We start from the raw sequence: 23,494 nt of genomic DNA, 5'->3' as shown, positions 1-23,494 counted from the left end.
AGGCTCGCGGCCGGCGCTCCGGCGGCGAGCACGATCGCGAGGGTCACCGCGGGACCGCGCTGTGGTACGCGTCCAGCGCCTCGGCGATCGTCCCGTCGACGCTCAGCCGGCCGCCGTCGAGGAAGAGCCCCCGACGGCAGAACCGGGTCAGGTCCTTTTCGTTGTGTGACACCAGCACCAGAGTGCGCCCCTCCCCGAGCAGACGGTCGATCGTCGCATAGCACTTCTTCCGGAACTCCGCGTCCCCGACCGCTGTCACCTCGTCCATCAGCAGGATCGGGTGCGGCAGGTGGGAGATGATCGCGAAGCCGAGCCGGACCTTCATCCCCGACGAGTAGTGCCGCACCGAGGTGTCGATGGCCCGCTCCACCTGCTCCCCGGCGAACGAGACGATGTCGTCGAAGTGCCGCTTCAGGTAGCTCGACGACAGCCCGTGCAGCCCGCCCACCAGGTACAGGTTCTCCCGCCCGGTCAGGTCGTTGGAGAAACCGGCGGAGAGCTCCAGCAACGGCGCGACGTGACCGCGGACCCGGATCCGGCCCTCGTCCGGGATCAGCACGCCGGCGATCAGCCGCAGCAGCGTGCTCTTGCCGGTGCCGTTGCGGCCGATCACGCCGACCGTCTCGCCGGCGGAGATCGCGAACGACACCTCGCGCAGCGGCCAGAACTGCCCGCTCGCCGCGCCCCGGGCGCCACGGTGGATGAACAGCTCCCGCAGCCGCAACTGCCGGCGGCGGTTGCGGACGAACCGGATGCCGAGGCCCTCGGCCTCGATGATCGGGTCGGCCATTCACAGTTCCTTGAGCACGGCGGGCTCCAGCCGGCGGAACGACCACCAGCCCGCGAGCAGCACCAGCAGACTGCCGCCGACGGTGGTGGCGAGCAGCCGGGCGTCGGGGAACTCGGCCGGGTACCAGATCGCGTGGTGCAGCTGGAAGATGCCGACCAGCGGGTTCAGCTCGTAGCCGAGCTTGAGCCAGCCGGGCAGGTCGGAGTCGCGGACCAGGCTCAGCGGATAGATGATCGGCGTGGCGTAGAAGAGCACCCGGATGATCAGCCGCATGAACCGCTCGACGTCCCGCATCAGCACGTTGAACGCCGACAGCAGCAGCGCCAGCCCGACCAGCAGCACCGCCTGCACGGTCACCGCCAGCGGCAGGGCGAGCAGCGACCAGCCGAGGGTGACCGTGCCCTGCGCCGCGTACACCAGCGCCACCGCGACCAGGATCGGCAGGCCGGCGGCGTACTCGGCGAACCGGCCGGCGACCCGGCCGATCGGGAAGACCTGACGCGGCACGTTCATCGTGGTGATCAGCCGCGACTGGCCGGTCAGCGCGTTGGTCGCCTCGCTCAGCGCGGAGCTGGTCCACATCCAGGCGAAGATGCCGGTGATCAGGAAGAGCGGGTACGAGTCGGCCGCCTCGCCCAGGTGCCGGGTGGTGTCCCGGGAGTAGAGCACGCCGAAGACGAACCAGTAGATGGCACCCATGCCGAGCGGCTCGATCAGCGACCACAGGTAGCCGAGCACGGACTGCTGGTACTTCACGGCGAGGTCGCGTCTGACCAGGATGCGCAGCGAATTGCGGTGCGACCACAACGCGCCGACGCCCGAGGTCACCGCCGCCTCCCGCCTCAGTGAACGGACGACAGGTTAGCAGTCGGTGAACGAATGCCCGGTCAGCACTCGATCACGTTGACGGCCAGGCCGCCGCGCGCCGTCTCCTTGTACTTCACCTTCATGTCCGCGCCGGTCTCCCGCATGGTCTTGATGACCTTGTCCAGCGAGACGGCGTGCACCCCGTCGCCGCGCAGCGCCAGCCGGGCGGCGGTGATCGCCTTGATGCTAGCCACCGCGTTCCGCTCGATGCAGGGGATCTGCACCAGGCCACCGACCGGGTCGCAGGTGAGCCCGAGGTTGTGCTCCATACCGATCTCGGCGGCGTTCTCCACCTGCTCCGGGGTGCCGCCGAGCGCCTCGGCCAGCCCGGCCGCGGCCATCGAGCAGGCCGACCCGACCTCGCCCTGGCAGCCCACCTCGGCACCGGAGATGGAGGCGTTCTCCTTGAACAGCACGCCGATCGCGCCGGCGGCGAGCAGGAAACGCACCACCCCGTCCTCGGAGGCGCCCGGGGAGAACCGGTCGTAGTAGTGCAGCACCGCCGGGATGATCCCGGCCGCGCCGTTGGTCGGGGCGGTCACCACCCGGCCGCCGGCCGCGTTCTCCTCGTTGACCGCGAGGGCGAACAGGGTCACCCAGTCCATCGCCCGCAGCGGGTCCGCCGCTCCCCGGCCCGCCGCGCCGGCCGCCGACCGGATCGGGTCCGCGTCCGCCATCAGGCCGCGGTACAGCTCGGCCGCCCGCCGCCGGACCTTCAACCCACCGGGGAGTACGCCGTCCCGCTCGCAGCCGCGCGTGACGCACTCCCGCATCACCCGCCAGATCTCCAGCAGGCCGGCCCGCACCTCGCGCTCGCTGCGCCAGGACAGCTCGTTGGCGAGCATCACCTCGCTGATCGACAGTCCGGTCTCGCGGGTCACCGCGAGCAGCTCCCCGCCGGTGGAGAAGGGGTACCGCACGGCGGTGGTGTCGGGCTTGATGCGGTCCGCCCCGGCGGCCGCCTCGTCCACCACGAACCCACCGCCGACCGAGTAGTACGTCCGCGTCCGGACCGGCTCGCCGGCGGAGTCGTAGGCGGCGAAGGTCATCCCGTTCGGGTGGTACGGCAGCGACCGGCGGCGGTGCAGCACGAGGTCCCGGTCCGGCTCGAAGTCGATCTCGTGCGCGTCGAGCAGGCTGATCCGCCGTTCCGCCCTGATCCGGGCGACCCGCGGCTCGACGGAGTCGGTGTCGACCGTCTCCGGCGCCTCGCCGGCCAGCCCGAGCAGCACCGCCCGGTCGCTGCCGTGGCCGTGCCCGGTGGCGCCCAGCGAGCCGAACAGCTCCGCCTGGATCCGCGTCGTGTCGGCGAGCAGCCCGTCGGCCTTGAGGCCGGCGACGAAGGTGCGCGCGGCCCGCATCGGCCCCACGGTGTGCGAGCTGGACGGCCCGATGCCCACGCTGAACAGGTCGAAAACGCTGATCATGGCTGCTCTTCCTCGCCGTCGTCCGCCTCGCGCGGGGGTGGTGGCCCGGCCCGGTGGTGGCCGCCCCGGTCGGGCGGCGGTCGGGCATCGCAGGGTGTGGACGCCCGACCTGCCACCCTACCTGCCCAGGTCAGCCGCCGCCCGGCCCGGCACCGACGGCGCACGATCCGGCACGACGCCGGCGGCGCGTCGGACCGGTGGCGCGTCGGGTCGGACCCGGCCGGGTAACCACCTACGGGTGAACGGGTGGCCGATCCTCCCGCAGGCCGAGGGCAGGGCCGGCCCCCGTTCCTAGCGTTGATGTCAGACGCGGCGGATCCGCCGCAGAGTGGGAGTACGACGATGAGTCGCAAACTGGTCCGACCCCGCCAGGGACGCATGTTCGCCGGTGTCTGCGCCGGCCTGGCCCAGCGGTTCGGCACGTCCGCCAACTTCGTCCGGCTGCTGTTCCTGCTGTCGCTGCTGCTGCCCGGCACCCAGGTGGTCGTCTACCTGGTGCTTTGGATCCTGATGCCGAACGAGGACCGCTAGCTCGCCACCACCCGCCACTGACCCGCACCCGCCCTGGCCCACCCGTCGGCACCCGGGTGGTGCGGCGGGGCGTGCCGGGTCCGGGAGCGTGGGGTGGGTGGGGTGGTGGGGTCAGGGGGCGGTGTAGGTGACGGTGACCTTCTCGTAGCCGAGGGAGCGGAGGAGGCCCTCCAGCATCTTGCGGGTGTTCTCCTCGGCCCGCTGGGTCAGGCCGCTGTCCCGGGCGGCGGCGGTGATCCGTTCCTCGGCGAGCTGGTAGACCTGCTGCTGGCGGTTGGGGTCGCCGTCGACCAGGTCACCGACCCGGTTGAGCAGGCCACGCTGCTCGGCGAAGACGTAGCTCTTCTCCAGGTCGAGGTTGGTCTTGCCGAGCTGGGGCGCCGGCAGCTTGATCTCCACCGACTTGCCGTCGGCCGACTCGACCACCGCACCCTCGGAGATCTTGGTGAAGTCGACATACGCCTCGACGCTGCCCGCCCCGACGAAGAGCGTCCGCTGGTTGAGCAGCCAGTCCGGCACGTTGCGCCGGTCGTTCTGCAGGTCGACGACGACCTGGAAGTTGCCCTCGGCGGCCACGTAACGGCTGAGATCCTGGATCGACTTGAGCAGCGGCGGCTGACTGCGGTCGGTCTGCTCCTTGGCGAACGGGTTGCGGAAGTCCGGCAGGATGCCGGTCGCCTGCACGCCGAGCAGCACGACCACGGCGAGCGCCGCCGCGCCGAGCACCCAGAGCAGGCCACGGGCCGGACCACCGGGTGACGGCGGTGTGCCGTCGGCCGGCTCGGTCGGGGCGCCCGACCGGTCGCGCAGGTCGTCGCCCGTGGGGTATCCCGGGAACTCCCTGGTGGGCTCGTTGATGCCAGCGTCGCGGGCCATCGCCCTCACCGTCCTCGTCAGACAGGTCGTCTTGAAATGACGGTACGTCCCCGGTACGACACGCGCTCGCCGAGCGGCCGAGCCGCTCGTCCGCCCAGCTCAGCACCGGTGCGCGGCACCGCTCGACCGGTCGCCGGCCGGGGCGCCGGGATGCCGGGATGCCGGGGCGCCGGAGCGCCGGAGCGCCGGAGCGCCGGAGCGCCGGGGTGCCGGAGCGCCGGGGTGCCGCCGCCGGTCAGGCGAAGGCCGAGACGCCGGTGAGCTGCTGCCCGATGACCAACTGGTGGATCTCCGAGGTGCCCTCGTAGGTGAGCACGCTCTCCAGGTTGTTGGCGTGCCGCATGATCGGGTACTCGCCGGAGACGCCGTTCGCGCCGAGGATGGTGCGGCACTGCCGGGCGATCGCCAGCGCCTCTCGCACGTTGTTCAGCTTGCCCACGCTCACCTGCGCCGGGCGCAGCCGGCCGGCGTCGGCGAGCCGGCCCAGGTGCAGCGCCAGCAGGTAGCCCTTGTGCAGCTCGACCGCCATGTCGGCGAGCTTGGCCTGGGTGAGCTGGAAACCGGCCAGCGGCCGGCCGAACTGGGTGCGGGTGCCGGCGTACGCCAGGGCGGTCTCCAGGCAGTCCCGGGCCGCCCCGAGCGCGCCCCAGACGATGCCGAACCGGGCCTCGGTGAGGCAGCTCAGCGGCGCCTTCAGGCCGACCGCCTCGGGCAGCCGCGCGGCGTCCGGCAGCCGGACGTCGTCCAGCGAGATCTCCCCGGTGACCGAGGCGCGCAGCGACATCTTGCGGGTGATCTCCCGCGCCGTCACGCCCGGCGTGTCCATCGGTACGGCGAACCCCCGCACGCCGTCCTCGGTGCGGGCCCAGATCACCGCCACGTCGGCGATCGGCGCGTTGGTGATCCACATCTTGCCGCCGGTGAGCACCCAGTCGGCGCCGTCGCGCCGGGCCCGGGTGGTCATCGACGCCGGGTCGGAGCCGTGGTCGGGCTCGGTCAGCCCGAAGCAGCCGATCGCCTCGCCGGTGGCCATCGAGGGCAGCCAGCGCTGCTTCTGCTCCTCGCTGCCGTAGCGCCAGATCGCGTACATGGCGAGCGAGCCCTGCACCGAGACCAGCGAGCGCAGGCCCGAGTCGCCGGCCTCCAGCTCCAGGCAGGCCAGCCCGTACGCGACCGCGGACGCGCCGGCGCAACCGTAGCCGTGCAGGTGCATGCCGAGCAGGCCGAGCTTGCCGAACTCGCGGGCCAGCTCGCGGGCGGGCACCCGGCCCTCCTCGTACCAGCCGGCGACGTGCGGGCGGACCCGGTCGTCCACCAGCTGGCGCACGACCGCGCGGATCTGCCGCTCCTCCTCGCTGAGCGACGAGTCCAGGTCGAGCAGGTCGAGCGGGGCGGTAGGGCTCATGGCAGCCACCCTAACGAAGGCTCAGCCGCGACCGGTCACTCCACCGGCTCGGAGAGCACCAGCACCCGAGCGTGGATCTGGTTGCGCTGCTGCAGCGCGGCGCGCAGCGCCCGGTGCAACCCGTCCTCCAGGTAGAGCCCGCCGTTCCACTGCACCACGTGCGGGAAGAGGTCGCCGTAGAAGGTGGAGTCCTCGGCGAGCAGCTTGTCCAGCGCCAGCTCGCGCTTGGTGGTGATCAACTGGTCCAGGCGCAGCGGCCGCGGCGGGATCTCCGCCCACTGCTTGAGCGTCAGGTTGTGCTCCGGGTAGGGACGCCCGTCCCGAACCGCTCTGAAGATCACGACGGCACGCTCCCCTCCCCGTGGCCGGGCCGACCCGCGGCACCGTGCCGGGTCGCGGCGTGGCACCGCGACCCGCGCGGCACCGATGACCGTGCCAGCCTAGCCGGCCGCACCACACCGCGTTCTGCTCCCTGATGTCAGTTTCGCTACCGCTGGTCCGTTCCTCAACCCGGCGAATCCGCACCAACCGGTCAGCTCCACCGGCCGCGTCGGACCACTTCATCGACCGGACGCCGACCCCGACGCAGCGATGGTGACCGATGGTCGAGTGCCCGGTAACCGATGGTGATCGCACCGACGGGCCGGTACTCCGGCGGGACCCCGAACGCCTCCCGGTAGGCGTCGAGCCGCTGCGGCGGAATGCCGAAGAAGCACGCCCCCAGCCCCTCGTCCACCGCCGTCAGCAGCATCAGCAGCGCGGCGAAGCCGGCGTCGACGTACCAGTAGGGCACCGGCCAGCGCTCCGGCGAGCGGTCCGTCCAGCCCTTGTCCGGCTCGGCGTACCGGTCCAGGTAGGCGTCGCGGTTCGCGTGCGGGACGACGATCAGCGGCGCCCGGCGCATGCCGGCCAGCCAGCGCTCCCGGCCGCCGCCCGCCGGCGTGGTCGCCGCCCAGAACCGGTCCCGGTCCGCCGGCGTCTCCAGCACCAGGAAGCCCCAACCCTGGGCGAACCCGGCGGACGGCGCGCGAACCGCGTGGTCGAGCAGGCGCTCGACCACGTCGGGCGGGACGGGGCGGTCCGGGTCGTAGTTGCGCACCATCCGGCGTCGGCGGACCACCTCGGCGAACTCCATGCCGCCCCCGTCAGGCCCCCGGCCGGACGCCCCAGGCGCCCCGCCAGGTCTCGCCCGGCGCCAGGGTGATCATGTCCCGGCCGGAGCGGAACGCGTCCGGCGGGCAGGTCATCGGTTCGATCGCCACCGAGCGGCGGTGCCGTTCCCCGGTGAGCGTGTCGCCGGTGAACACCTGCCACCAGCCGAACTCCCGGTCGGCCCAGATCCGCACCCCGGCCGAGCCGTCCGGCGCGGCCAGGCTCACCGCGGAGCCGCCGTCGTCGTCCCGGGCCACGTCACCGAAGGTCAGGTCGAGCCGGGCGGCGCCGATCCGGCGGCGGCTGGTCCAGTCGTACTCGGTGCCGGCGACCGGGGTGGCCCCGATCGGCAGCAGCCGGGAATCCAGCAGCAGCCGGTTGCGGGCCGGCAGCAGCATCGCCAGATCGTCCACCGCCACCCCGGGCAGCCGCAGGTACGGGTGCACGGCGAAGCCGAACGGCGCCGCCTCGCCGCCGGTGTTGGTCACCTCGTGCTCGGCCCGCAGCCCGGCCGGGCCGACGCTCCACCGGCTGCGCAGCCGCAGCGGCCACGGGTAGCCGGGCTGCGCCGGCAGGTCGTAGCCAAGCGTCACCGCGTCGGCGGAGTGCTCCAGCAGCTGCCAGGGCACCCAGTTGACCAGCCCGTGGATGGCCACCCCGCGCTCCGGCTCGGTCAGCGTCAGCTGCAACGACCGGTCGCCGAAGGCGTACTGCCCGTCCCGGATCCGGTTCGGCCAGGGCGCCAGCACCTGGCCGGCGCAGCCCGGGCAGAGCTCGTCCTCGGCGTACCCGTCGAGGTAGTCGACGCCGTCGTGCCGGTACGCCCGCACCCCGCCGCCCACCTCCACGACGACCGCCTCGTGGCTGGCGGCGGCGATGGTCCACTGCGCGCCCGAGAGCGGGCGCCGGTCGGGGCTGTCCATGCGGGGGACCCTAACCGTTCAGGTCCGGTCCCCGCTCGACGCGGTCGCCGCGCGGTAGCGCAGCAGCGCCGGGAAGGCCACCGCGAGCAGCACGGCGAGCGCGGCGGAGAGCAGCCCGCCGCTGATCCAGGCGACCCCGCCGCCGAACCCGGCGGCCATCGCGCCGGCCCGCAGGTCGCCCAGCCGCGGACCACCGGCGATGACCACCGTGTTCACGCCCTGGAGCCGGCCGCGCATCCGGTCCGGCGCGTAGACCAGCAGCATCGACTGCCGCAGCACCGCGCTGACCAGGTCGGCCGCGCCGGCCACCGCGAGCAGCACGACCATCAGCCAGAGCTGGCCGGCCAGCCCGGCGGCCGCCACCGCCAGCCCCCAGCCGACCACCGCGACCACCAGCGCCAGCCCCTGCCGGTGCAACCGGCCGATCCAGCCGGAGGTGAGCCCGCCGACCATCGCCCCGATCGCGATCGAGCTGTAGAGCCAGCCCACCGCCGCCCCACCGCCGAACCGCTCGTCGGCGATCTCCGGGAAGAGCGCCCGGGGCATCGCCAGCACCATCGCGATCAGGTCGATGGCGAACGAGAGCAGCAGCACCGGGGTGGTGGACAGGTAGCGCAGTCCGTCCACGATGCTGACCAGCCCGGCCTTGCGCGGAGTGCCGTCGCCGTCCGGGTCCGGCTCGGGCGGCAGCGCGGGCAGGCGCAGGGTGGCCCAGAGCGAGACGGTGAAGAGCAGGGCGTCCACCCCGTACGCGATCGGCAGCCCCACCCCCGGGTCCTGCCAGGTGGCGAAGATCAGACCGGCGGCCAGCGGGCCGAACACGGCGGTCGCGGTGAAGGTGGTGAAGTTCAGCGTGCTGGCCGCCGGCACCAGCTCCAGCGGCACCAGCCGGGGCAGGATCGCGTTGCGGGTGGGCGAGCTGATCGCGAACGCGATCGACTGCACAGCGATCAGCGCGAGCAGCAGCACCGGGCTGCCGACCCGCAGCAGGGCCTGCGCCAGCAGGCCGAGCGTCGAGAGCCAGAGCAGCACCGAGGTGACCAGCAGCACGCTGCGCCGGTCCCGCGCGTCGGCCACCGCGCCGCCCCAGAGCCCGAAGACCAGCAGCGGTACGAACGCCGCGATGCCGATCAACCCGACCCAGAGCGAGTCGCGGGTCAGTTCGTACATCTCCACCGGCACCGCGACGGCGGTGAACTGCATGCCGAACATCGCTATGCCATTGCCGAGCCAGATCCGCCGGTACGCGGGCACGGCGAGCGGGCGCAGGTCGATCGCCCAGCGGCGCAGCCCGCGCGGCCGGGAGCCCTTGAGCTGGGTCACGGCGCCAGCCGCTCCACGGTCCAGGCGCCGGTGTCGGTGCGCCGGAACCGCAGCCGGTCGTGCAGCCGGCTGGCCCGGCCCTGCCAGAACTCCACCGACTCGGGCCGCACCCGCAGCCCGCCCCAGTGCGGCGGGGCCGGGATCGGGTCGACGTCGGCGAAGCGCTCCGCCACCGCCCGGTAGCCGGCGTCCAGCGCGGCCCGGTCCGGGATCACCCGGGACTGCTCGCTGGCCCAGGCGCCCAGTTGGGAGCCGCGCGGCCGGCTGGCGAAGTACGCCTCGGTCTCGGCCCGGTCGATCCGCTCCACCGGGCCGGCGACCACCACCTGCCGGTGCATGGCGAACCAGGGGAAGACCAGGCTGGCGTACGGGTTGCCGGTCAGTTCGACGCCCTTGCGGGAGCCGTAGTTGGTGAAGAAGACGAAACCGTCCGGGTCGTACCCCTTGAGCAGCACCGTCCGGGCGCTCGGCCGGCCGGCCGGGTCCGCGGTGCCGACCACCATCGCGTTCGGCTCGGGCAGCCCGGCGGCCACCGCGTCGGCGAACCAGCGGTCGAACTGGCTGTGCCAGTCGCCGGCCAACTCGGCCTCGGAAAGGCCCAGGTCGCCGTCGTACTCGTTACGCATGTCGGCCGGGGGCACTGTGTCGCCCGTCACGTTCTCTCCCCTCCCGGTGGCGCCTGCCGGCGCCACCCGGCGCAGGCCAACCCACGTCACATTGTCTTCCTCGTCCGTCCGGGCCTCGTGCGGCGGGGGATGTCGCGTGCGGCACATCCGCCGCGGGTCGCGGAGCCGGTTACCCAGCAGGCAAGATGTCACGAACACATCCCTGAGGGGTCGCCTGAGGCGCTCGGCCGGCTGGGCCGGAGGAGAGCCCGCCCGGGCGCGACGACCAGATCCAGGAGAGCGACATGGCCGATTTCAAACCCGGGCTGGAAGGCGTCGTAGCCTTCGAGACCGAGATCGCCGAACCCGACCGTGAGGGTGGCGCCCTGCGCTATCGCGGGGTGGACATCGAGGATCTCATCGGCCAGGTCTCCTTCGGCAACGTCTGGGCGCTGCTGGTGGACGGGCGGTTCGGCCCCGGCCTGCCGCCGGCCGAGCCGTTCCCGGTGCCGGTGCACTCCGGCGACATCCGCGTCGACGTGCAGTCCGCGGTGGCGATGCTGGCCCCGTACTGGGGGCTCAACCAGTTGCTGGACATCTCCGACGAGCAGGCCCGTGAGGACCTCGCCCGGGTCTCGGTGACCGCGCTCTCCTTCGTCGCCCAGTCCGCCCGCGGCCTGGGTCTGCCGGCCGTGCCGCAGAAGGAGATCGACAAGGCCTCCACCATCGTCGAGCGCTTCATGAAGCGCTGGCGGGGTGAGCCCGACCCGCGGCACGTCAAGGCCGTCGACGCGTACTTCATCTCGGCCGCCGAGCACGGCCTGAACGCCTCCACCTTCACCGCCCGGATCGTCGCCTCCACCGGCGCGGACGCCGCCGCCTGCATCTCCTCCGGCATCGGCGCGCTCTCCGGCCCGCTGCACGGCGGCGCACCGTCCCGGGTGCTCAGCATGCTGGAGGCGGTCGAGCGCAGCGGCGACGCCGAGGGCTACGTCCGGGGCGTGCTCGACCGCGGCGAGCGGCTGATGGGCTTCGGCCACCGGGTCTACCGGGCCGAGGACCCGCGCGCCCGGGTGCTCCGCCGCACCGCCAAGGAGCTGGGCGCGCCGCGCTTCGAGGTGGCCGAGGCGCTGGAGAAGGCCGCGCTGGCCGAACTCCAGGCCCGCCGCCCGGACCGGGTGCTCGCCACCAACGTCGAGTTCTGGTCGGCCGTGGTGCTCGACTTCGCCGAGGTGCCGGCGCACATGTTCACCTCGATGTTCACCTGTGCCCGGATGGGCGGCTGGAGCGCGCACATCCTGGAGCAGAAGAAGCTCCAGCGGCTGGTCCGCCCGTCCGCCCGGTACGTCGGGCCCGGCAGCCGCAAGCCGCAGGAGGTCGACGGCTGGGACGCCATCCCGCACGGCGTCTGACCGGCTGACCGCGTACGCCCAGGGGCCCCGTCCGATGCCGGGCGGGGCCCCTCGCGCGTCTCCCGCCGGACCCGGCCGCCCTTCCCGCCACGCCGGCACCCGCCCCCGCCGCTCCGGCGCCCGTCCTGCCCGCTCCGGCGCCCGCCCCGGCCGCTCTGGGTGCGGCTGTGGTCGTCGGCGCAGCAACGGATATGCACCCGGAGCTCGCGGGTGTGTGGTGCAGGACTCAGCCGCTGAGCTGGGACCGACCGGCCGGCGACCCGCCGGGGATGGGAGGATGAGGGCTCGGCAGTGCCGCCGGACCAGGCTCGGATCCCGGCCGCCGTGTGTTTACACGCCGCCGCCGGTCCGTGCCCGCCAGCTCACCGGGCCCCGGCCCATGCGGAAGGATCTTGAAGACCGTGGCTGACGCACCGACCATCCGGATTCCCGACGAGATCAAGCCCGCCGACGGGCGGTTCGGCTGCGGGCCGTCCAAGGTCCGTCCAGCGGCGGTGTCCGCCCTCGCCGACGTGGCGACCAGCTACCTGGGCACCTCCCACCGGCAGAAGACGGTCCGCGACCAGGTCGCCCGGCTGCGCCGCGGCATCGCCGAGTTCTTCTCCCTGCCCGAGGGCTACGAGGTGGTGCTCGGCAACGGCGGCACCACCGCGTTCTGGGAGGTGGCGGCGTTCGGCCTGATCCGCGACCGGGCGCAGTTCGCCAGCTTCGGCGAGTTCGGTGCCAAGTTCGCTAAGTCGGTCAAGGACGCGCCGTTCCTCGGTGAGCCGACCATCCGCAAGTCGGACGCGGGCAGCGCGCCCACCCTGGTCGCCGAGGCCGGCGTGGACGTCTACGCCACCCCGCACAACGAGACCTCGACCGGTGTCGCGGTGCCGATCTCCCGGGTGCCCGGGGCGGACGAGGGCTCGCTGCTGCTGGTCGACGCCACCTCCGGCGCCGGCGGGCTGGAGGTCAACGTCGGCGAGACCGACGTCTACTACTTCGCCCCGCAGAAGTGCTTCGGCTCGGACGGCGGCCTCTGGCTGGCGCTGATGTCGCCGGCCGCGCTGGAGCGGGCCGCCGAGATCAAGTCGTCGGGCCGCTACATCCCGGCGTTCCTCGACCTGGTCACCGCGATCGACAACTCGCGGCTGGAGCAGACGTACAACACCCCGGCGCTGGCCACCATCTTCCTGGCCGCCGAGCAGACCGACTGGATGAACTCGCAGGGCGGGCTGGCCTGGGCGGCCAAGCGCACCGCGGAGAGCGCCGCCATCGTCTACGGCTGGGCCGAGCGTTCCGCGGTGGCCACCCCGTACGTCAGCGACCCGGCGCTGCGGTCCAACGTGGTCGCCACCATCGACTTCGCCGACGGGGTGGACGCCACCGCGATCGCCAAGGCGCTGCGCGCCAACGGCATCGTGGACACCGAGCCCTACCGCAAGCTGGGCCGCAACCAGCTGCGGGTGGCGCTCTTCCCGGCCGTGGAGCCGGCCGACGTGGAGGCGCTCACCGCGTCCATCGACTACGTGGTCGAGCGGCTCTAGCGCGTCCTTCACAGTCGGTGGTCGTCACCCCCGGTGGCGGCCACCGACTGTGATCATCGCCCCTGCTCATCCGCGACATGCGGGGTGTCGCATCCCCCACCCCGGCACGGAACCGCGTACCGTGGTGCGAGACGCCCGGGTGGCCGACTCGTGGCGTGCGGCCAGCGAAGCGGGACGGAGGCAACGCTAATGCGCCCAGTACGCTTCGTCGCCCTCTCCGAGGACGGCCAGGCCCTGGTGCTCGCCGACGAGGTCGGGCGACTGCTCGCCCTGCCGATCGACGAGCGCGTCGCCGGCGTGCTGCACGCCGAGCCCGGCGCGCCGCCGCTCACGGTGGCGCCGGCCGCCGCCGCCGACCCGGCACCGTCCCTGTCCCCGCGCGACATCCAGGCCCGGATCCGCTCCGGCGAGTCCGCCGAGGACGTCGCCCGGATCGCCGGTGTGCCGGTCGACCGGGTGCTGCGTTACGCCGGCCCGGTGCTGCAGGAGCGCGCGATGCTCGCCCAGCACGCCCGGCGCACCCGGCTCAAGGGCGCGGAGAAGCCCACCCCGCTGGCCGAGGTGGTCAACGGCCGGCTGGCCCAGCACGGCATCGACACCGAGAAGATCTCCTGGGACGCCTGGCGGCGCGACGACGGCACCTGGCGGATCGTCGCCACCTGGCCGTCGGGCAAGGCCACCGCGCAGGCCGTCTGGGATCTGGACAAGACCCGGCAGGCGGTCAGCCCGCACGACGACATGGCGCAGTACCTCTGCGCCGAGCGTCCCACGCCGATCCTCGGCCAGGAGCCGGCGCCGGAGCGGGGCGGGCACGCGCTGCCCGGCCCGTCGCGCGGCGAGCCGAGTCGCGGTGGGCACGGCCTGCCGACGCCGGCCGAGCACGCCCGCCCCGGGCGGGACCCGATCCGGGCCGGGCGGGACGCCCTGCTCGCCTCGCTCGACCGGCCGCTCGGCGCGTCCTCCGGTCGCGGGCTCGACCCGCGCTCCCCGGCCGCGCTGGCCGGCCCGGACGCGCCCCGGCAGCGGGCGGTCGGCGGGGGCGCCGCGGCGCTGCTCGGCGGCGGCCAGGGTTCGGCCTTCGACGACGACTCGGACGCGCCGAAGGAGGTGCCGGCCGTGCCGTCGCTGGCGGTGCTCCGGCCCCGCCGCACGGGTGCCGCGGCGGCCGCCGGCGGCGAGTCCACCGAGGCCGGTGGCAAGCCGCGCAAGCGCCTGCCGAGCTGGGACGACGTGCTCTTCGGCAGCGGCCCGGCGGCCCGCGAGTCCTCCTGACCCGCGCTCGGCTCCGGCGGCCATCCGGTCGTTGGGGCCGACGCGAGGCACTCGAAGTGCCACCGTGGCAGGGTGGGGCGTATGGACTACACGAACCTCGGCCGCACCGGCCTGTCCGTCAGCCGCCTCTGCCTCGGCACGATGAACTTCGGGCCGCAGACCAGCGAGCCGGACAGCTTCGCGATCATGGATCGGGCGCTCGACCACGGGATCAACTTCTTCGACACCGCCAACGTCTACGGCTGGCAGACCGGCGAGGGGATCACCGAGCAGATCATCGGGCGCTGGTTCGCCCAGGGCGGCGGCCGGCGGGAGAAGGTCGTGCTGGCCACCAAGGTCTACGGCAAGATGGGCGACTGGCCCAACGAGCGCGGCCTCTCCGCCCGGCACATCATCCGGGCCTGCGAGGGCTCGCTGCGCCGGCTGCAGACCGACACCATCGACCTCTACCAGATGCACCACATCTCCCGGACCACGCCGTGGGAGGAGATCTGGCAGGCGATGGAGACGCTGGTCGCGCAGGGCAAGGTGCTCTACGTCGGATCGTCCAACTTCGCCGGTTGGCACATCTCGGTGGCGCAGGAGGCGGCCGGGAAGCGCAACTTCCTCGGCCTCGTCTCCGAGCAGTGCATCTACAACCTGCTGACCCGGCACGTCGAGCTGGAGGTGGTGCCGGCCGCCCAGCACCACGGCCTCGGCATCATCCCGTGGTCGCCGCTGCACGGCGGGCTGCTCGCCGGGCTGCTGCGCAAGATGGCCGAGGGCGGCGCGGCGCGGGGCACCAGCGGACGCTCGGCCGAGGCGCTGGCCGCGCACCGGCCGACCATCGAGGCGTACGAGAAGCTCTGCGCCGACCTGGGCCACGACCCGGCCGACGTGGCGCTGGGCTGGCTGCTCTCCCGGCCCGGGGTGACCGCCCCGATCATCGGTCCGCGCACCGTGGAGCAGCTCGACCGCTCCCTCGGCGCGCTCGACGTCCGCCTCGACGAGCCCGCCCTGAACCGCCTCGACGAACTCTTCCCCCCGCTCGGCAACGGCGGCCCCGGCCCCGAAGCCTGGGCCTGGTGACCCCCACCTCCGCACCGCCACGTTGATCAAGGGGTTTTGCGTCAGGATCCCGGCCGGAGCTGACCCGAACCCCTTGAACACCGGGGCCGGTCGGTGGGCCGGCCGGGCGGGCGGGTCGGTCGGGATCTGCCGGGTGGGCGGGGTGGGCGGGGTCAGAGGGGCCAGGCGGCGAGGCGGTCGTAGGTGGGGTTGGGGCCGGGGTGGCTGCGCATGAGGACCATCTCGGTGGCCGGCCAGGCCGGGCCCTGGTAGCCGTGCAACGTCTCCACGTCGGCCGCGACGTCCTCCGGGGGAATCCGGTCGCCGGGGCGGGCGATGGTCAGGTGCGGGCGGAACGGCTTGTCGTCGTGCGGCAGTTTGGCGTTGCGCAGCCGGGACCGGACCAGCCGGGCGAGCACCACCAGCGCCTCCACCTCGCCCCGGAGGTCCACCCAGAGCACGGTGAACCGGCCCTGCCCGAACGTGCCGCCGCCGGCCAGCCGCAGTCGCGGGGTCGCCGCGCGCGCGTCCCGGGACCACTCGGCGGCCAGCCCGAGCGAACTCTCCACGTCGACCAGCCGGTCGGCTTCCACGTCGCCGAGGAAGGCGAGGGTGACGTGCGCCTGGGCCGGGTCGGCGAGCCGGACGTTGATGCCGGCGGCGGCCGCCGCGCCGGTCCGTAGCCGGGCCACCTGCGTGGTCAGGTGGTCGACCGCCTCGGGTGGCGGGTAGACCGCGACGAAGAGCCTCAACCGCCGCTCACCGGTGGCGCTGGCGGTCGTCGGCCCGGGCGGCGGGCAGGGCCAGCCCGGCGGCGTGCAGCAGCCCCTCCACCCGGACCCGTTCGATCTCCAGGTCTACGCCGGTCAGCTCGGTGAGGTGCTCGGGGATGCCCAGCGCCTGGCAGGCCCGGCGGAGCCGGTCGTCGTACGCCTGGAGGACCGCGCCGTGCCAGACCATCGAGCGACCACCCACGCCGATCCGCTGGCTGCCCAGCCGGCGCAGGTCGGCGGCGAGCTGCTCCAGCGGGCGCCGGTCGGTGCGGTCGAAGTCGCTGAGGTCGATGTCGCGGGTGAGCGAGTCGGCCTCGATCGCCCGGTCCAGCCGGGCGATGGTGCGCCGCTCCCGGCGGCGTTCGCGCCACTCGGCGAAGCCGCAGACCACCCGGTCGATGATCTCGTCGGCGCAGAAGAGCAGGGCGATCGCCGCCGGCAGGCTGGCCACCGCTATGAACGCCAGTGCCAGCAGCAGCACGCGTCCGAGCTCCACACATAGACGCTAGGCCGCATCGTGCCGCCCCGCCACCGGATTGGCGGCATCCGCGTCATCCGTGTATCGGGACGGATCGGCCGGCCGGTGGGTACGTTCCCACCGGCCGGCCGGGATCAGCAGTCCGTGGAGGTGACGTAGAAGCGGGGCATCGGCAGCACCCGGAACCGGAGCCGGGCCCCGGAACGGCGCAGCTGCCAGGTCAGCGCGAGCAGGGCGGTGGCCAGCGAGATCAGCCCGCCGATCCAGATGCTCGCGCCGGCGCCGTAGGTCTCGGCGAGCCAGCCGATCACCGGCGCGCCGACCGGGTTGGTGCCGAGGAACACCAGCACCCAGAGCGCCATCACCCGGCCACGGAAGGCGGCGTCGGTGCCGAGCTGGATCCGCTGGTTGGCGGCCTGGGCGAAGAACACCATGAAGAACCCGGTCGGCAGCAGCAGCGCCACCACCAGCCAGTACGCGGGCGCGAGCCCGACCAGGGTGCCGAAGGTGGAGCAGGCGACGGCGGCGCCCAGCACCAGCCAGACCGACGGCCGGCTGCGCCGTCCGGTGCCGGCCAGCGCCCCGATCAGCGCACCGACCGCGAGCGCGCTGCTGAACAGGCCGAACGACGCCGCCCCGGTGTTGAAGACCGTCTTGGCCAGCGCGGCGAGGGTGAGCTGGAAGTTGAACAGCGAGGTCGCGATGATCGAGATCATTACCATCGGCAGCAGCAGGTCGGGGCGGCGCCGGACGTAGCGCAGCCCGTCGATCACCTTCGCCTGCGCCCGCTCGTCGCGCGGCGGGAGCGCCTCGCGGTGCAGCTCGGCGGTACGCATCCGGACCACGTTGACCAGCGGGGCGATCGAGCTGAGCGCGGTGACCAGGAAGACCGGCCCGACGTCGAACGCGGCGATGGCCAGGCCGGCGAGCGCCGGCCCGACGATCCGGGCGGAGTTGAAGGTGGCCGCGTTGAGCGAGAGCGCGTTGGGCAGCAGCGAGGTGCCGACCAGTTCGGAGACGAACGCCTGCCGGACCGGGGTCTCCACCGCGTTCGCCGTACCGAGCAGGGCGGCGAACGCGAACACGTGCCACAGCTCGACCAGGCCGGTGATGACCAGCAGGCTCATGGCGAGCGCCAGCACGGTCCAGAACGCGTTGGCGACGAAGAGCAGCATCCGCTTGTCGTAGCGGTCGGCCAGCCGCCCGGAGATCAGGGTGAGCAGCAGCACCGGGGTGAACTGGAGCGCGGTCACCACGCCGAGCGCGGTGGCGGAGTTGTCGGAGAGCTCGAGGACGAGCCAGTCCTGGGCGATGAACATCATCCAGACGCCGATCAGTTTGATCAGCTGCCCGGACGCGAATAGCCGGTAGTTGCGGACCTGTAGGGACTGGAACATCGTGCTCAGCTTCGCCTGCACTCTTGGTGCGCCTCCTCGCCGTGGTACGCGTCATCGACGTCGGACGGCGCGGGCGAAGGTGGCGCGGTCAGCCGCGGGCGATCTGTTGCAGGATCTCCGCGGCCTGCCGCAACGTGTCCCGTTCGGCTTCGGTGAGTTCGGCCAGCCGGTCGGCCAGCCACGAGTTGCGGGCCCGCTCGAACTGGTCGAGCACCGCCCGTCCCCCCTCGGTCGCCGCCAGGATGACCTGCCGACCGTCGGTCGGATGGGGGCTGCGCTGCACGAGGCCGCGCTCCTCCAACTTCGCGACGATCTTGGTCATCGTCGGCGGCTGCACCCGCTCGATGTCGGCCAGTTCCCGAGGCGTCAGCGCGCCCGCCAGCTTGAGGCTGGTGAGCGCGGAGAGCTGGGTGACCGTCAGGTCGCCGACCGGCCGGGCCTGGCGGACCCGTCGGTTGAGCCGGGTGATCGCATCACGCAGCTGCGGTGCCAGCTGCGCCGGTGGCACGCGTTTCGCCGTCACCGTCCGCTCCGTCACGATAGTTAGCCTAACTAATGAGCCTGGCTAACGACACCTGATATGACCACGCTCACGAGAAGTTCGCCCTGCTCCGGGCCGGGTGACCGGTTGGTCACCCGGCCCGGAGCGGAGCCTCAGAGCACCACGGACTCGATCGGCCCGCGCAGGAAGTACAGCACGAAGAGTGCGGCCACGCCGTACAGCAGCGGGTGGATCTCCCGCGCCTTGCCCTTTGCCAGCTTGACCACGACGTACGTGATCAGGCCGGCGCCGATGCCGTTGGAGATCGAGTAGGTGAACGGCATCAGCACGATGGTGAGGAACGCCGGGATGGCGATCTCGTAGTCGGACCAGTCGATGGTCCGCACCGCGGTCATCATCAGGAAGCCGACCACCACCAGCGCGGTGGAGGCCGCCTCGAACGGGACCACCACCACCAGCGGCGCCAGGAACATGGCCAGCAGGAAGAGCGCGCCGGTGACCAGGTTGGCCACCCCGGTCCGGGCGCCCTCCGCCACACCGGCGGCGCTCTCGATGTACGACGTGTTGCTGGAGGTGCTCGCCGCACCACCGGCCGCCGCCGCGATCGAGTCGACCAGCAGGATCTCCTTCGCCCGCGGCGGGGTGCCCCGCTCGTCGAGCATGCCGCCCTCCTGGCCGACCGCGACCATCGTGCCCATGGTGTCGAAGAAGTCAGTGATCAGCAGGGTGAAGACGAACATCAGCACGACCAGCCAGCCGGCCCGGCTCCACGAGTCGAGCACGTTGAACTTGCCGAGCAGCGACAGGTCGGGCACGTCCACCCAACTCGTCGGCAGCTCCGGGACGTTCAGCGACCAGCCCTTCGGGTTCGGCTTGCCGTCGACGAAGGACGGGCCGATGTTCCCCACCGCCTCGACGATCACCGCCAGCACGGTGGAGGCCAGGATGCCGATCAGGATGGCGCCCTTGACCCGGCGTACCACCAGCACCAGGGTCAGCAGCAGACCCACCACGAAGACCAGCATCGGCCAGCTGACCAGCTTGCCGCCGATGCCCAGGCCGACCGGCACGGTGGTGTTCGCCTCGTCCGGGATGCGCCGGACGAAGCCGGCGTCGACCAGGCCGATGATGGTCAGGAAGAGGCCGATGCCGACGCCGATCGCCGTCTTCATCTGGGTCGGCACCGAGCGGAACACCGCCGTCCGCAGGCCGGTCAGCACCAGCACGGCGATGATCACACCTTCGATCACCACCAGGCCCATCGCGTCCGCCCAGGTCATCTCCGGGGCGATCTCGTACGCGACCAGCGCGTTGACGCCGAGGCCGGCGGCGAGCGCCAGCGGGAACCGGCCGACCACACCCATCAGGATGGTCATCAGGCCGGCGACCAGCGCGGTCGCCGCGGCCAGCGCGGGAATGGGCAGGGACTTGCCGTCACCGTCGACGGCACCACCAAGGATGAGCGGGTTGAGCACCACGATGTACGCCATCGTGAAGAAGGTCGCCAGGCCACCGCGTACCTCGCGGCTCATCGTCGAGCCGCGGGCGGAGATCTCGAAGAACCGGTCGAAACCGTTACGCGGGTGAGCGGGGTCGGGTGGTGTGCCGTTCTCGGGCGGCTCTACTGCCATCAGGTCCTCGCAGGTGATCTTCCGTTGTCGCGCGCATCGTCCCAGATCACCGGCGGGCAGGGAAAGTCGGTCACGTACGCTTGCCGGGTGCCGAAGCAGCAACCGCCGCGGCCGGAGCCGCTCGACCCGCCGATGGTGCCGTTCGCCCTCGCCGGGATGGCGATCTGGGCGGTCGTCGGGCTGGTGCTGCTGGTCTTCTTCCGTGACTGGCTCACCGAGCACGGGCGGGAGAACTGGCTCTGGACCTGCCTGGCCGGTTTTCTGTGGGGTTTCCCCGGTCTCGCGGTGATGATGCGGCACGACGCGAACCGGCGCCGCCGCCGCGCCGCCGGCCGCTGACCGGCGGCGTCGACCGACCCGTCAGGGGTGCCCGTACGGCTCCGCCGGCTCCGCGGCCTCGACCGAACCGGGCGCCCGGCTGACCGCCACCGCCTCCACCGCGCTGTCGTCGTAGACGGTGGGCAGCTCGTCGACCGGCGTCTCAGTGGCCTCGACGAGGGTTTCCGAGTGCGCGCCGCAGCCGTGGTCGGCGCTGACCACCCGGCCGTCGTCCGGGGCGTAGAAGTTGCCGCAGACGCCGAAGCACTGCCGCAGGGCGCCGGCCAGCGGCAGATAGAAGCCGCAGGTGCCGCAGCGGGCCGCGGCCGGCGCGGCGGTGGAGATGGGCGCGGACGGGCCGTGGTCGCCGTCGTACCAGCGCTGGGCGGCCTCGCTGCGCCCCTCCCGGGACAGCACCCGGGACCGGCCGAGGCCGAGCTCCCAGGCGGTCTCCTCGACGCCCGGGTCGTCGGAGAGCAGGTAGCCGGGCTGGAGCCGCTCGTCGTCGGGCGGGGTGGGCAGCAGGTCGCCGGGGCCGAGGTCGCCCGGCTTGAGCCGCTCCTGCCAGGGCAGCCAGCCGGGGGCGCGCAGCGCGTCCGGGCCGGGCAGCAGCACCGTCTCGCAGATCGTCACGTTCCGGCTGCGGGGCACCCGGGTGACGGTGACCGCCCAGCGCCAGCCGCGGTAGCCGGCCAGCCGGCACTCGAAGTAGTGGGTGACGAGCCGGTCGCCCTCGGCGACGGCCTGGAGGTGGTCGCCGACGTCGCTGGGCTCCACCTCGGTGATGGCTTCGCGCGCCAGCTCGACGGCGGCGGCGCAGACCTGGTCGAGGCGGGCGGCGCGGGCGGAGGCGGGCCTGGTCACCTCACCATTGTTCCCCATCCGGACGGGCGACTGTCAGCCACTCCCCGCAGACGTTCTCGCGCAGTGGTGCGGCGTACGCCGGACGGATGGGCGAGGATGGTGCACATGCCGCTGTTCTCCCGCTCCGAGCGGTCCCTCCTCGGGCGGACCGTCGGTACCGGCATCAAGGGCGTACGCCTGCTGCTGCGCGGTTCGTTCAGCGGTGGCCGCTGGATGACCCGGCGGGCCGGCCGGGCCCGGGCCCGGGGCGCGGGCGGCGAGGTCGGCATGGTCCGCCTCTTCGACCTGCACGCGATCTCCTGCGCCGGTGACACGCTGATCGCCATCGGCCTGGCCGGGACGATCTTCTTCAACGTGCCGCTCGGCGAGGCGCGCAGCAAGGTCGCGCTCTACCTGTTGGTGACCATGGTGCCGTTCGCCATGTTGGCCCCGGTGGTCGGGCCGCTGCTCGACCACTTCCGGCACGGCCGCCGGTACGCGCTGGCCGCCACCATGCTCGGCCGGGCGTTCCTGGCCTGGCTGATCTCGGACTACATCCACGGCTTCGGGCTCTATCCGGCGGCGTTCGGGGTGCTGGCGCTCTCCCGCGCGTACGGCGTGGCCCGCTCGGCGGCCGTGCCGAGGCTGCTGCCGGAGGGGCTCGGCCTGTCCCAGGTGGGCGCCCGGGCCAGCGTCTACGGCACGGTGGCCGGCGCGCTGGTCGCCCCGATCGGGCTGGCCGCGTTCTGGTTCGGCCCGCAGTGGCCGCTGCGGGTGGCCTCGGTGATCTTCCTGGTCGGCATGGTGATCTCCCTGCGGCTGCCGCCGAAGGCGGACTCGGAACCGCCGGAGCGGGTGCCGCGCCCGCTGCGGGCGCTGTACGGCCGCTCCGGTGACCGCCCGCTGGGCCGGGGCCGGCCCGCCGGCCGGCTGGTGATCGCCACCCTGGTCGGCGCCGCCGGGCTGCGCGCGATCTACGGCTTCCTGCTGCTCTTCCTCGCCTTCGCCATCAAGGCCGGCGACCTGACCACCGTGGTGTTCGGTCGTGACCTGGGCGCCGAGGGCGCGTTGGGGCTGGTCGGCGGGGCGCTCGCGGTGGGCACCTTCCTGGCCACCGCGGTCGGCACCCGGCTGCGCATCCACCGCCCCGCCGCCATCCAGTCCAGCGGCATGGTGATCGTGGCCGGCGTGGGGGTGCTCGCCGCGCTCAAGTTCTCGCTGCCGATGGTCGCGCTGCTCTGCCTGGTGGCCGCGCTGATCAGCGGAATCGCCAAGCTGGCCGTGGACGCCTCGATCCAGGAGCGCATCCCGGAGCGGCTGCGGGCCAGTTCGTTCGCGCACTCGGAGACGGTGCTGATGCTGGCCTTCGTCGCCGGTGGCGGGCTCGGGCTGGTGCCGTTCGAGGGCCGGGTCGGGATCGCGGTGGTGGCCGGGGTGGGCGCACTGGCCGCCGCCCGCGCCGTGGTGATGGCCGGTCGGCTGCGCGCCGAGCGGCTGGTCGGCCGCCCGCTCGGCGACGACGAGCTGACCGAGGACGAGTCTGGCGAGGGCGACCGGAACGGCCGGCCGGCGGAGGCCGCTCCCACCTCGCCGGCACCCGCCCAGGCCGGCTTCCTGGACGACCCCGACCTCGCCCCGCCGGGCTTCCACATCTACCGCCCGTCGTCAGCGGTGGGCGGGCCGGGCGGAACCGACGACGAGACCCGACGCGAGCCGCGGGGGCCGGTGTCGTGACCGGGCTGCTCGTGGTGACCGCGGTACCGGCCGAGGCGGAGGCGGTCCGCGCCGGCCTGCCGGACGCGGACATGGTGGTGGTGCCGGTGGGCGTGGGCCCGGCCGTCGCCGGTGCGGCCACCGCCCGGTTGCTGGCGCTCGCCGAGGCCGCCGGACGGCCGTACCAGGGCGTGGTGAGCGCCGGCGTGGCTGGTGGCTTCGCCGGGGCCGTGGCGGTGGGCGGCACCGTGCTGGGCACCCGCAGCGTCGCCGCCGACCTGGGCGCCGAGTCCCCCGCCGGGTTCATCCCGGTGGACGAGCTCGGCATGCCGCCGGAGCTGCTCGGCGGCGGCGTCGCGATCGCCGCCGACCCCGACCTGCTGGCCACCCTCCAGTCGAACCTGCCCGAGGCGACGGTGGGCGCGGTGTTGACGGTCAGCACGGTGACCGGCACCGCTCGGAGCACCGAGGAGCTGCGCCGCCGGCACCCGGACGCGGTGGCCGAGGCCATGGAGGGGTACGGGGTCGGCGTCGCCGCCGCCCACGCCGGCCTGCCCTTCGTCGAGCTGCGTACCGTCTCGAACCCGATCGGCCCCCGCGACCGTGACGCCTGGCGGATGCGCGAGGCACTGGCCGCCCTCACCACCGCCGCCGCAGCCCTGGCCTGACCCCGACCGCCA

The 23,494-nt window shown here is 73.3% G+C and carries 24 protein-coding genes; 8 read left to right on the top strand and 16 right to left on the bottom strand.

Features of this window, described 5'->3' with window-relative positions; all coding sequences use genetic code 11:
* Window positions 1-43: 43 nt before the first annotated feature.
* From GA0070609_RS31495 to GA0070609_RS31485, 3 genes are read right to left on the bottom strand one after another with little or no spacing between them, the layout of a single operon-like run.
* On the bottom strand, window positions 44-790 hold the full coding sequence (locus GA0070609_RS31495) for an ABC transporter ATP-binding protein (protein ID WP_088997151.1): 747 nt from the start codon (window positions 788-790) through the stop codon (window positions 44-46).
* Window positions 791-1,618 (bottom strand): ABC transporter permease, encoded by an 828-nt coding sequence (locus GA0070609_RS31490; RefSeq protein WP_088997150.1) that lies wholly within the window; start codon window positions 1,616-1,618, stop codon window positions 791-793.
* A 59-nt stretch (window positions 1,619-1,677) separates the two neighbouring features.
* The gene (locus tag GA0070609_RS31485; protein WP_088997149.1) at window positions 1,678-3,084 is read right to left on the bottom strand and encodes an L-serine ammonia-lyase; all 1,407 of its coding nucleotides are present in this window, start codon (window positions 3,082-3,084) and stop codon (window positions 1,678-1,680) included.
* A gap of 342 nt (window positions 3,085-3,426) precedes the next feature.
* Between GA0070609_RS31485 and GA0070609_RS31480 the strand changes: the two genes are divergently transcribed.
* Complete coding sequence (locus GA0070609_RS31480; protein WP_088997148.1) at window positions 3,427-3,615, top strand: PspC domain-containing protein; 189 nt, start codon at window positions 3,427-3,429, stop codon at window positions 3,613-3,615.
* A gap of 111 nt (window positions 3,616-3,726) precedes the next feature.
* On the opposite strand, the gene GA0070609_RS31475 is transcribed toward GA0070609_RS31480, so the two are convergent.
* The 7 genes from GA0070609_RS31475 to pdxH all read right to left on the bottom strand — a co-directional run bounded on the left by GA0070609_RS31475 (window position 3,727) and on the right by pdxH (window position 9,920).
* The gene (locus GA0070609_RS31475; RefSeq protein WP_088997147.1) at window positions 3,727-4,491 is read right to left on the bottom strand and encodes a DUF4230 domain-containing protein; all 765 of its coding nucleotides are present in this window, start codon (window positions 4,489-4,491) and stop codon (window positions 3,727-3,729) included.
* A gap of 235 nt (window positions 4,492-4,726) precedes the next feature.
* Window positions 4,727-5,896: an acyl-CoA dehydrogenase family protein gene (locus GA0070609_RS31470; protein WP_088997146.1), complete on the bottom strand. Its 1,170-nt coding sequence runs from the start codon at window positions 5,894-5,896 to the stop codon at window positions 4,727-4,729.
* 35 nt (window positions 5,897-5,931) lie between these two features.
* Entirely contained in the window at window positions 5,932-6,237 is a 306-nt protein-coding gene (locus GA0070609_RS31465; RefSeq protein ID WP_076470742.1) for a type II toxin-antitoxin system VapB family antitoxin, read from the bottom strand.
* A 191-nt stretch (window positions 6,238-6,428) separates the two neighbouring features.
* Window positions 6,429-7,031, bottom strand: a complete 603-nt coding sequence (locus GA0070609_RS31460) for a nitroreductase family protein (RefSeq protein ID WP_088997145.1) — start codon at window positions 7,029-7,031, stop codon at window positions 6,429-6,431.
* A gap of 10 nt (window positions 7,032-7,041) precedes the next feature.
* A complete protein-coding gene (locus GA0070609_RS31455) occupies window positions 7,042-7,971 on the bottom strand; it encodes an aldose 1-epimerase family protein (RefSeq protein WP_088997144.1) in 930 nt (309 codons plus the stop codon).
* An 18-nt stretch (window positions 7,972-7,989) separates the two neighbouring features.
* On the bottom strand, window positions 7,990-9,294 hold the full coding sequence (locus tag GA0070609_RS31450; RefSeq protein WP_088997143.1) for an MFS transporter: 1,305 nt from the start codon (window positions 9,292-9,294) through the stop codon (window positions 7,990-7,992).
* Window positions 9,291-9,920 (bottom strand): pyridoxamine 5'-phosphate oxidase, encoded by a 630-nt coding sequence (pdxH, locus tag GA0070609_RS31445; RefSeq protein WP_172899567.1) that lies wholly within the window; start codon window positions 9,918-9,920, stop codon window positions 9,291-9,293. Before pdxH ends, GA0070609_RS31450 begins: the two co-directional genes overlap by 4 nt.
* Window positions 9,921-10,204: 284 nt before the next feature.
* Between pdxH and GA0070609_RS31440 the strand changes: the two genes are divergently transcribed.
* The 4 genes from GA0070609_RS31440 (at window position 10,205) to GA0070609_RS31425 (ending at window position 15,180) form a co-directional block, all read left to right on the top strand.
* Window positions 10,205-11,311: a citrate synthase 2 gene (locus GA0070609_RS31440; RefSeq protein ID WP_088997141.1), complete on the top strand. Its 1,107-nt coding sequence runs from the start codon at window positions 10,205-10,207 to the stop codon at window positions 11,309-11,311.
* A 401-nt stretch (window positions 11,312-11,712) separates the two neighbouring features.
* A complete protein-coding gene (serC, locus tag GA0070609_RS31435) occupies window positions 11,713-12,840 on the top strand; it encodes a phosphoserine transaminase (RefSeq protein ID WP_088998081.1) in 1,128 nt (375 codons plus the stop codon).
* A 189-nt stretch (window positions 12,841-13,029) separates the two neighbouring features.
* Window positions 13,030-14,112 (top strand): septation protein SepH, encoded by a 1,083-nt coding sequence (gene sepH / locus GA0070609_RS31430; protein WP_088997140.1) that lies wholly within the window; start codon window positions 13,030-13,032, stop codon window positions 14,110-14,112.
* An 81-nt stretch (window positions 14,113-14,193) separates the two neighbouring features.
* Entirely contained in the window at window positions 14,194-15,180 is a 987-nt protein-coding gene (locus GA0070609_RS31425; protein WP_088997139.1) for an aldo/keto reductase, read from the top strand.
* Between the two features lie 152 nt (window positions 15,181-15,332).
* Here GA0070609_RS31425 and thpR read toward each other — a convergent pair whose 3' ends face one another.
* The 5 genes from thpR to GA0070609_RS31400 all read right to left on the bottom strand — a co-directional run bounded on the left by thpR (window position 15,333) and on the right by GA0070609_RS31400 (window position 19,940).
* The gene (gene thpR / locus GA0070609_RS31420; RefSeq protein ID WP_088997138.1) at window positions 15,333-15,911 is read right to left on the bottom strand and encodes an RNA 2',3'-cyclic phosphodiesterase; all 579 of its coding nucleotides are present in this window, start codon (window positions 15,909-15,911) and stop codon (window positions 15,333-15,335) included.
* Window positions 15,912-15,918: 7 nt separating this feature from the next.
* Window positions 15,919-16,428, bottom strand: coding sequence for a hypothetical protein (locus GA0070609_RS31415; RefSeq protein WP_088997137.1), 510 nt, complete (start codon window positions 16,426-16,428; stop codon window positions 15,919-15,921).
* Window positions 16,429-16,544: 116 nt separating this feature from the next.
* On the bottom strand, window positions 16,545-17,828 hold the full coding sequence (locus tag GA0070609_RS31410; RefSeq protein ID WP_088997136.1) for an MFS transporter: 1,284 nt from the start codon (window positions 17,826-17,828) through the stop codon (window positions 16,545-16,547).
* 67 nt (window positions 17,829-17,895) lie between these two features.
* On the bottom strand, window positions 17,896-18,345 hold the full coding sequence (locus GA0070609_RS31405) for a MarR family winged helix-turn-helix transcriptional regulator (RefSeq protein WP_172899439.1): 450 nt from the start codon (window positions 18,343-18,345) through the stop codon (window positions 17,896-17,898).
* 116 nt (window positions 18,346-18,461) lie between these two features.
* Window positions 18,462-19,940: an NCS2 family permease gene (locus tag GA0070609_RS31400; protein WP_088997134.1), complete on the bottom strand. Its 1,479-nt coding sequence runs from the start codon at window positions 19,938-19,940 to the stop codon at window positions 18,462-18,464.
* Window positions 19,941-20,027: 87 nt separating this feature from the next.
* On the opposite strand from GA0070609_RS31400, the gene GA0070609_RS31395 reads away from it, so the two are divergent.
* Window positions 20,028-20,279, top strand: coding sequence for a DUF2530 domain-containing protein (locus tag GA0070609_RS31395; protein WP_088997133.1), 252 nt, complete (start codon window positions 20,028-20,030; stop codon window positions 20,277-20,279).
* 21 nt (window positions 20,280-20,300) lie between these two features.
* On the opposite strand, the gene GA0070609_RS31390 is transcribed toward GA0070609_RS31395, so the two are convergent.
* Window positions 20,301-21,140: a DUF3027 domain-containing protein gene (locus tag GA0070609_RS31390; protein WP_088997132.1), complete on the bottom strand. Its 840-nt coding sequence runs from the start codon at window positions 21,138-21,140 to the stop codon at window positions 20,301-20,303.
* A gap of 87 nt (window positions 21,141-21,227) precedes the next feature.
* Between GA0070609_RS31390 and GA0070609_RS31385 the strand changes: the two genes are divergently transcribed.
* Window positions 21,228-22,835, top strand: coding sequence for an MFS transporter (locus GA0070609_RS31385; RefSeq protein WP_088997131.1), 1,608 nt, complete (start codon window positions 21,228-21,230; stop codon window positions 22,833-22,835).
* On the top strand, window positions 22,832-23,482 hold the full coding sequence (locus GA0070609_RS31380) for a futalosine hydrolase (RefSeq protein ID WP_088997130.1): 651 nt from the start codon (window positions 22,832-22,834) through the stop codon (window positions 23,480-23,482). Before GA0070609_RS31385 ends, GA0070609_RS31380 begins: the two co-directional genes overlap by 4 nt.
* Window positions 23,483-23,494 lie beyond the last annotated feature (12 nt).

Source organism: Micromonospora echinaurantiaca (genome assembly GCF_900090235.1).
Classification (GTDB): domain Bacteria; phylum Actinomycetota; class Actinomycetes; order Mycobacteriales; family Micromonosporaceae; genus Micromonospora; species Micromonospora echinaurantiaca.
This window is presented reverse-complemented; position numbering and strand designations above follow the sequence as displayed.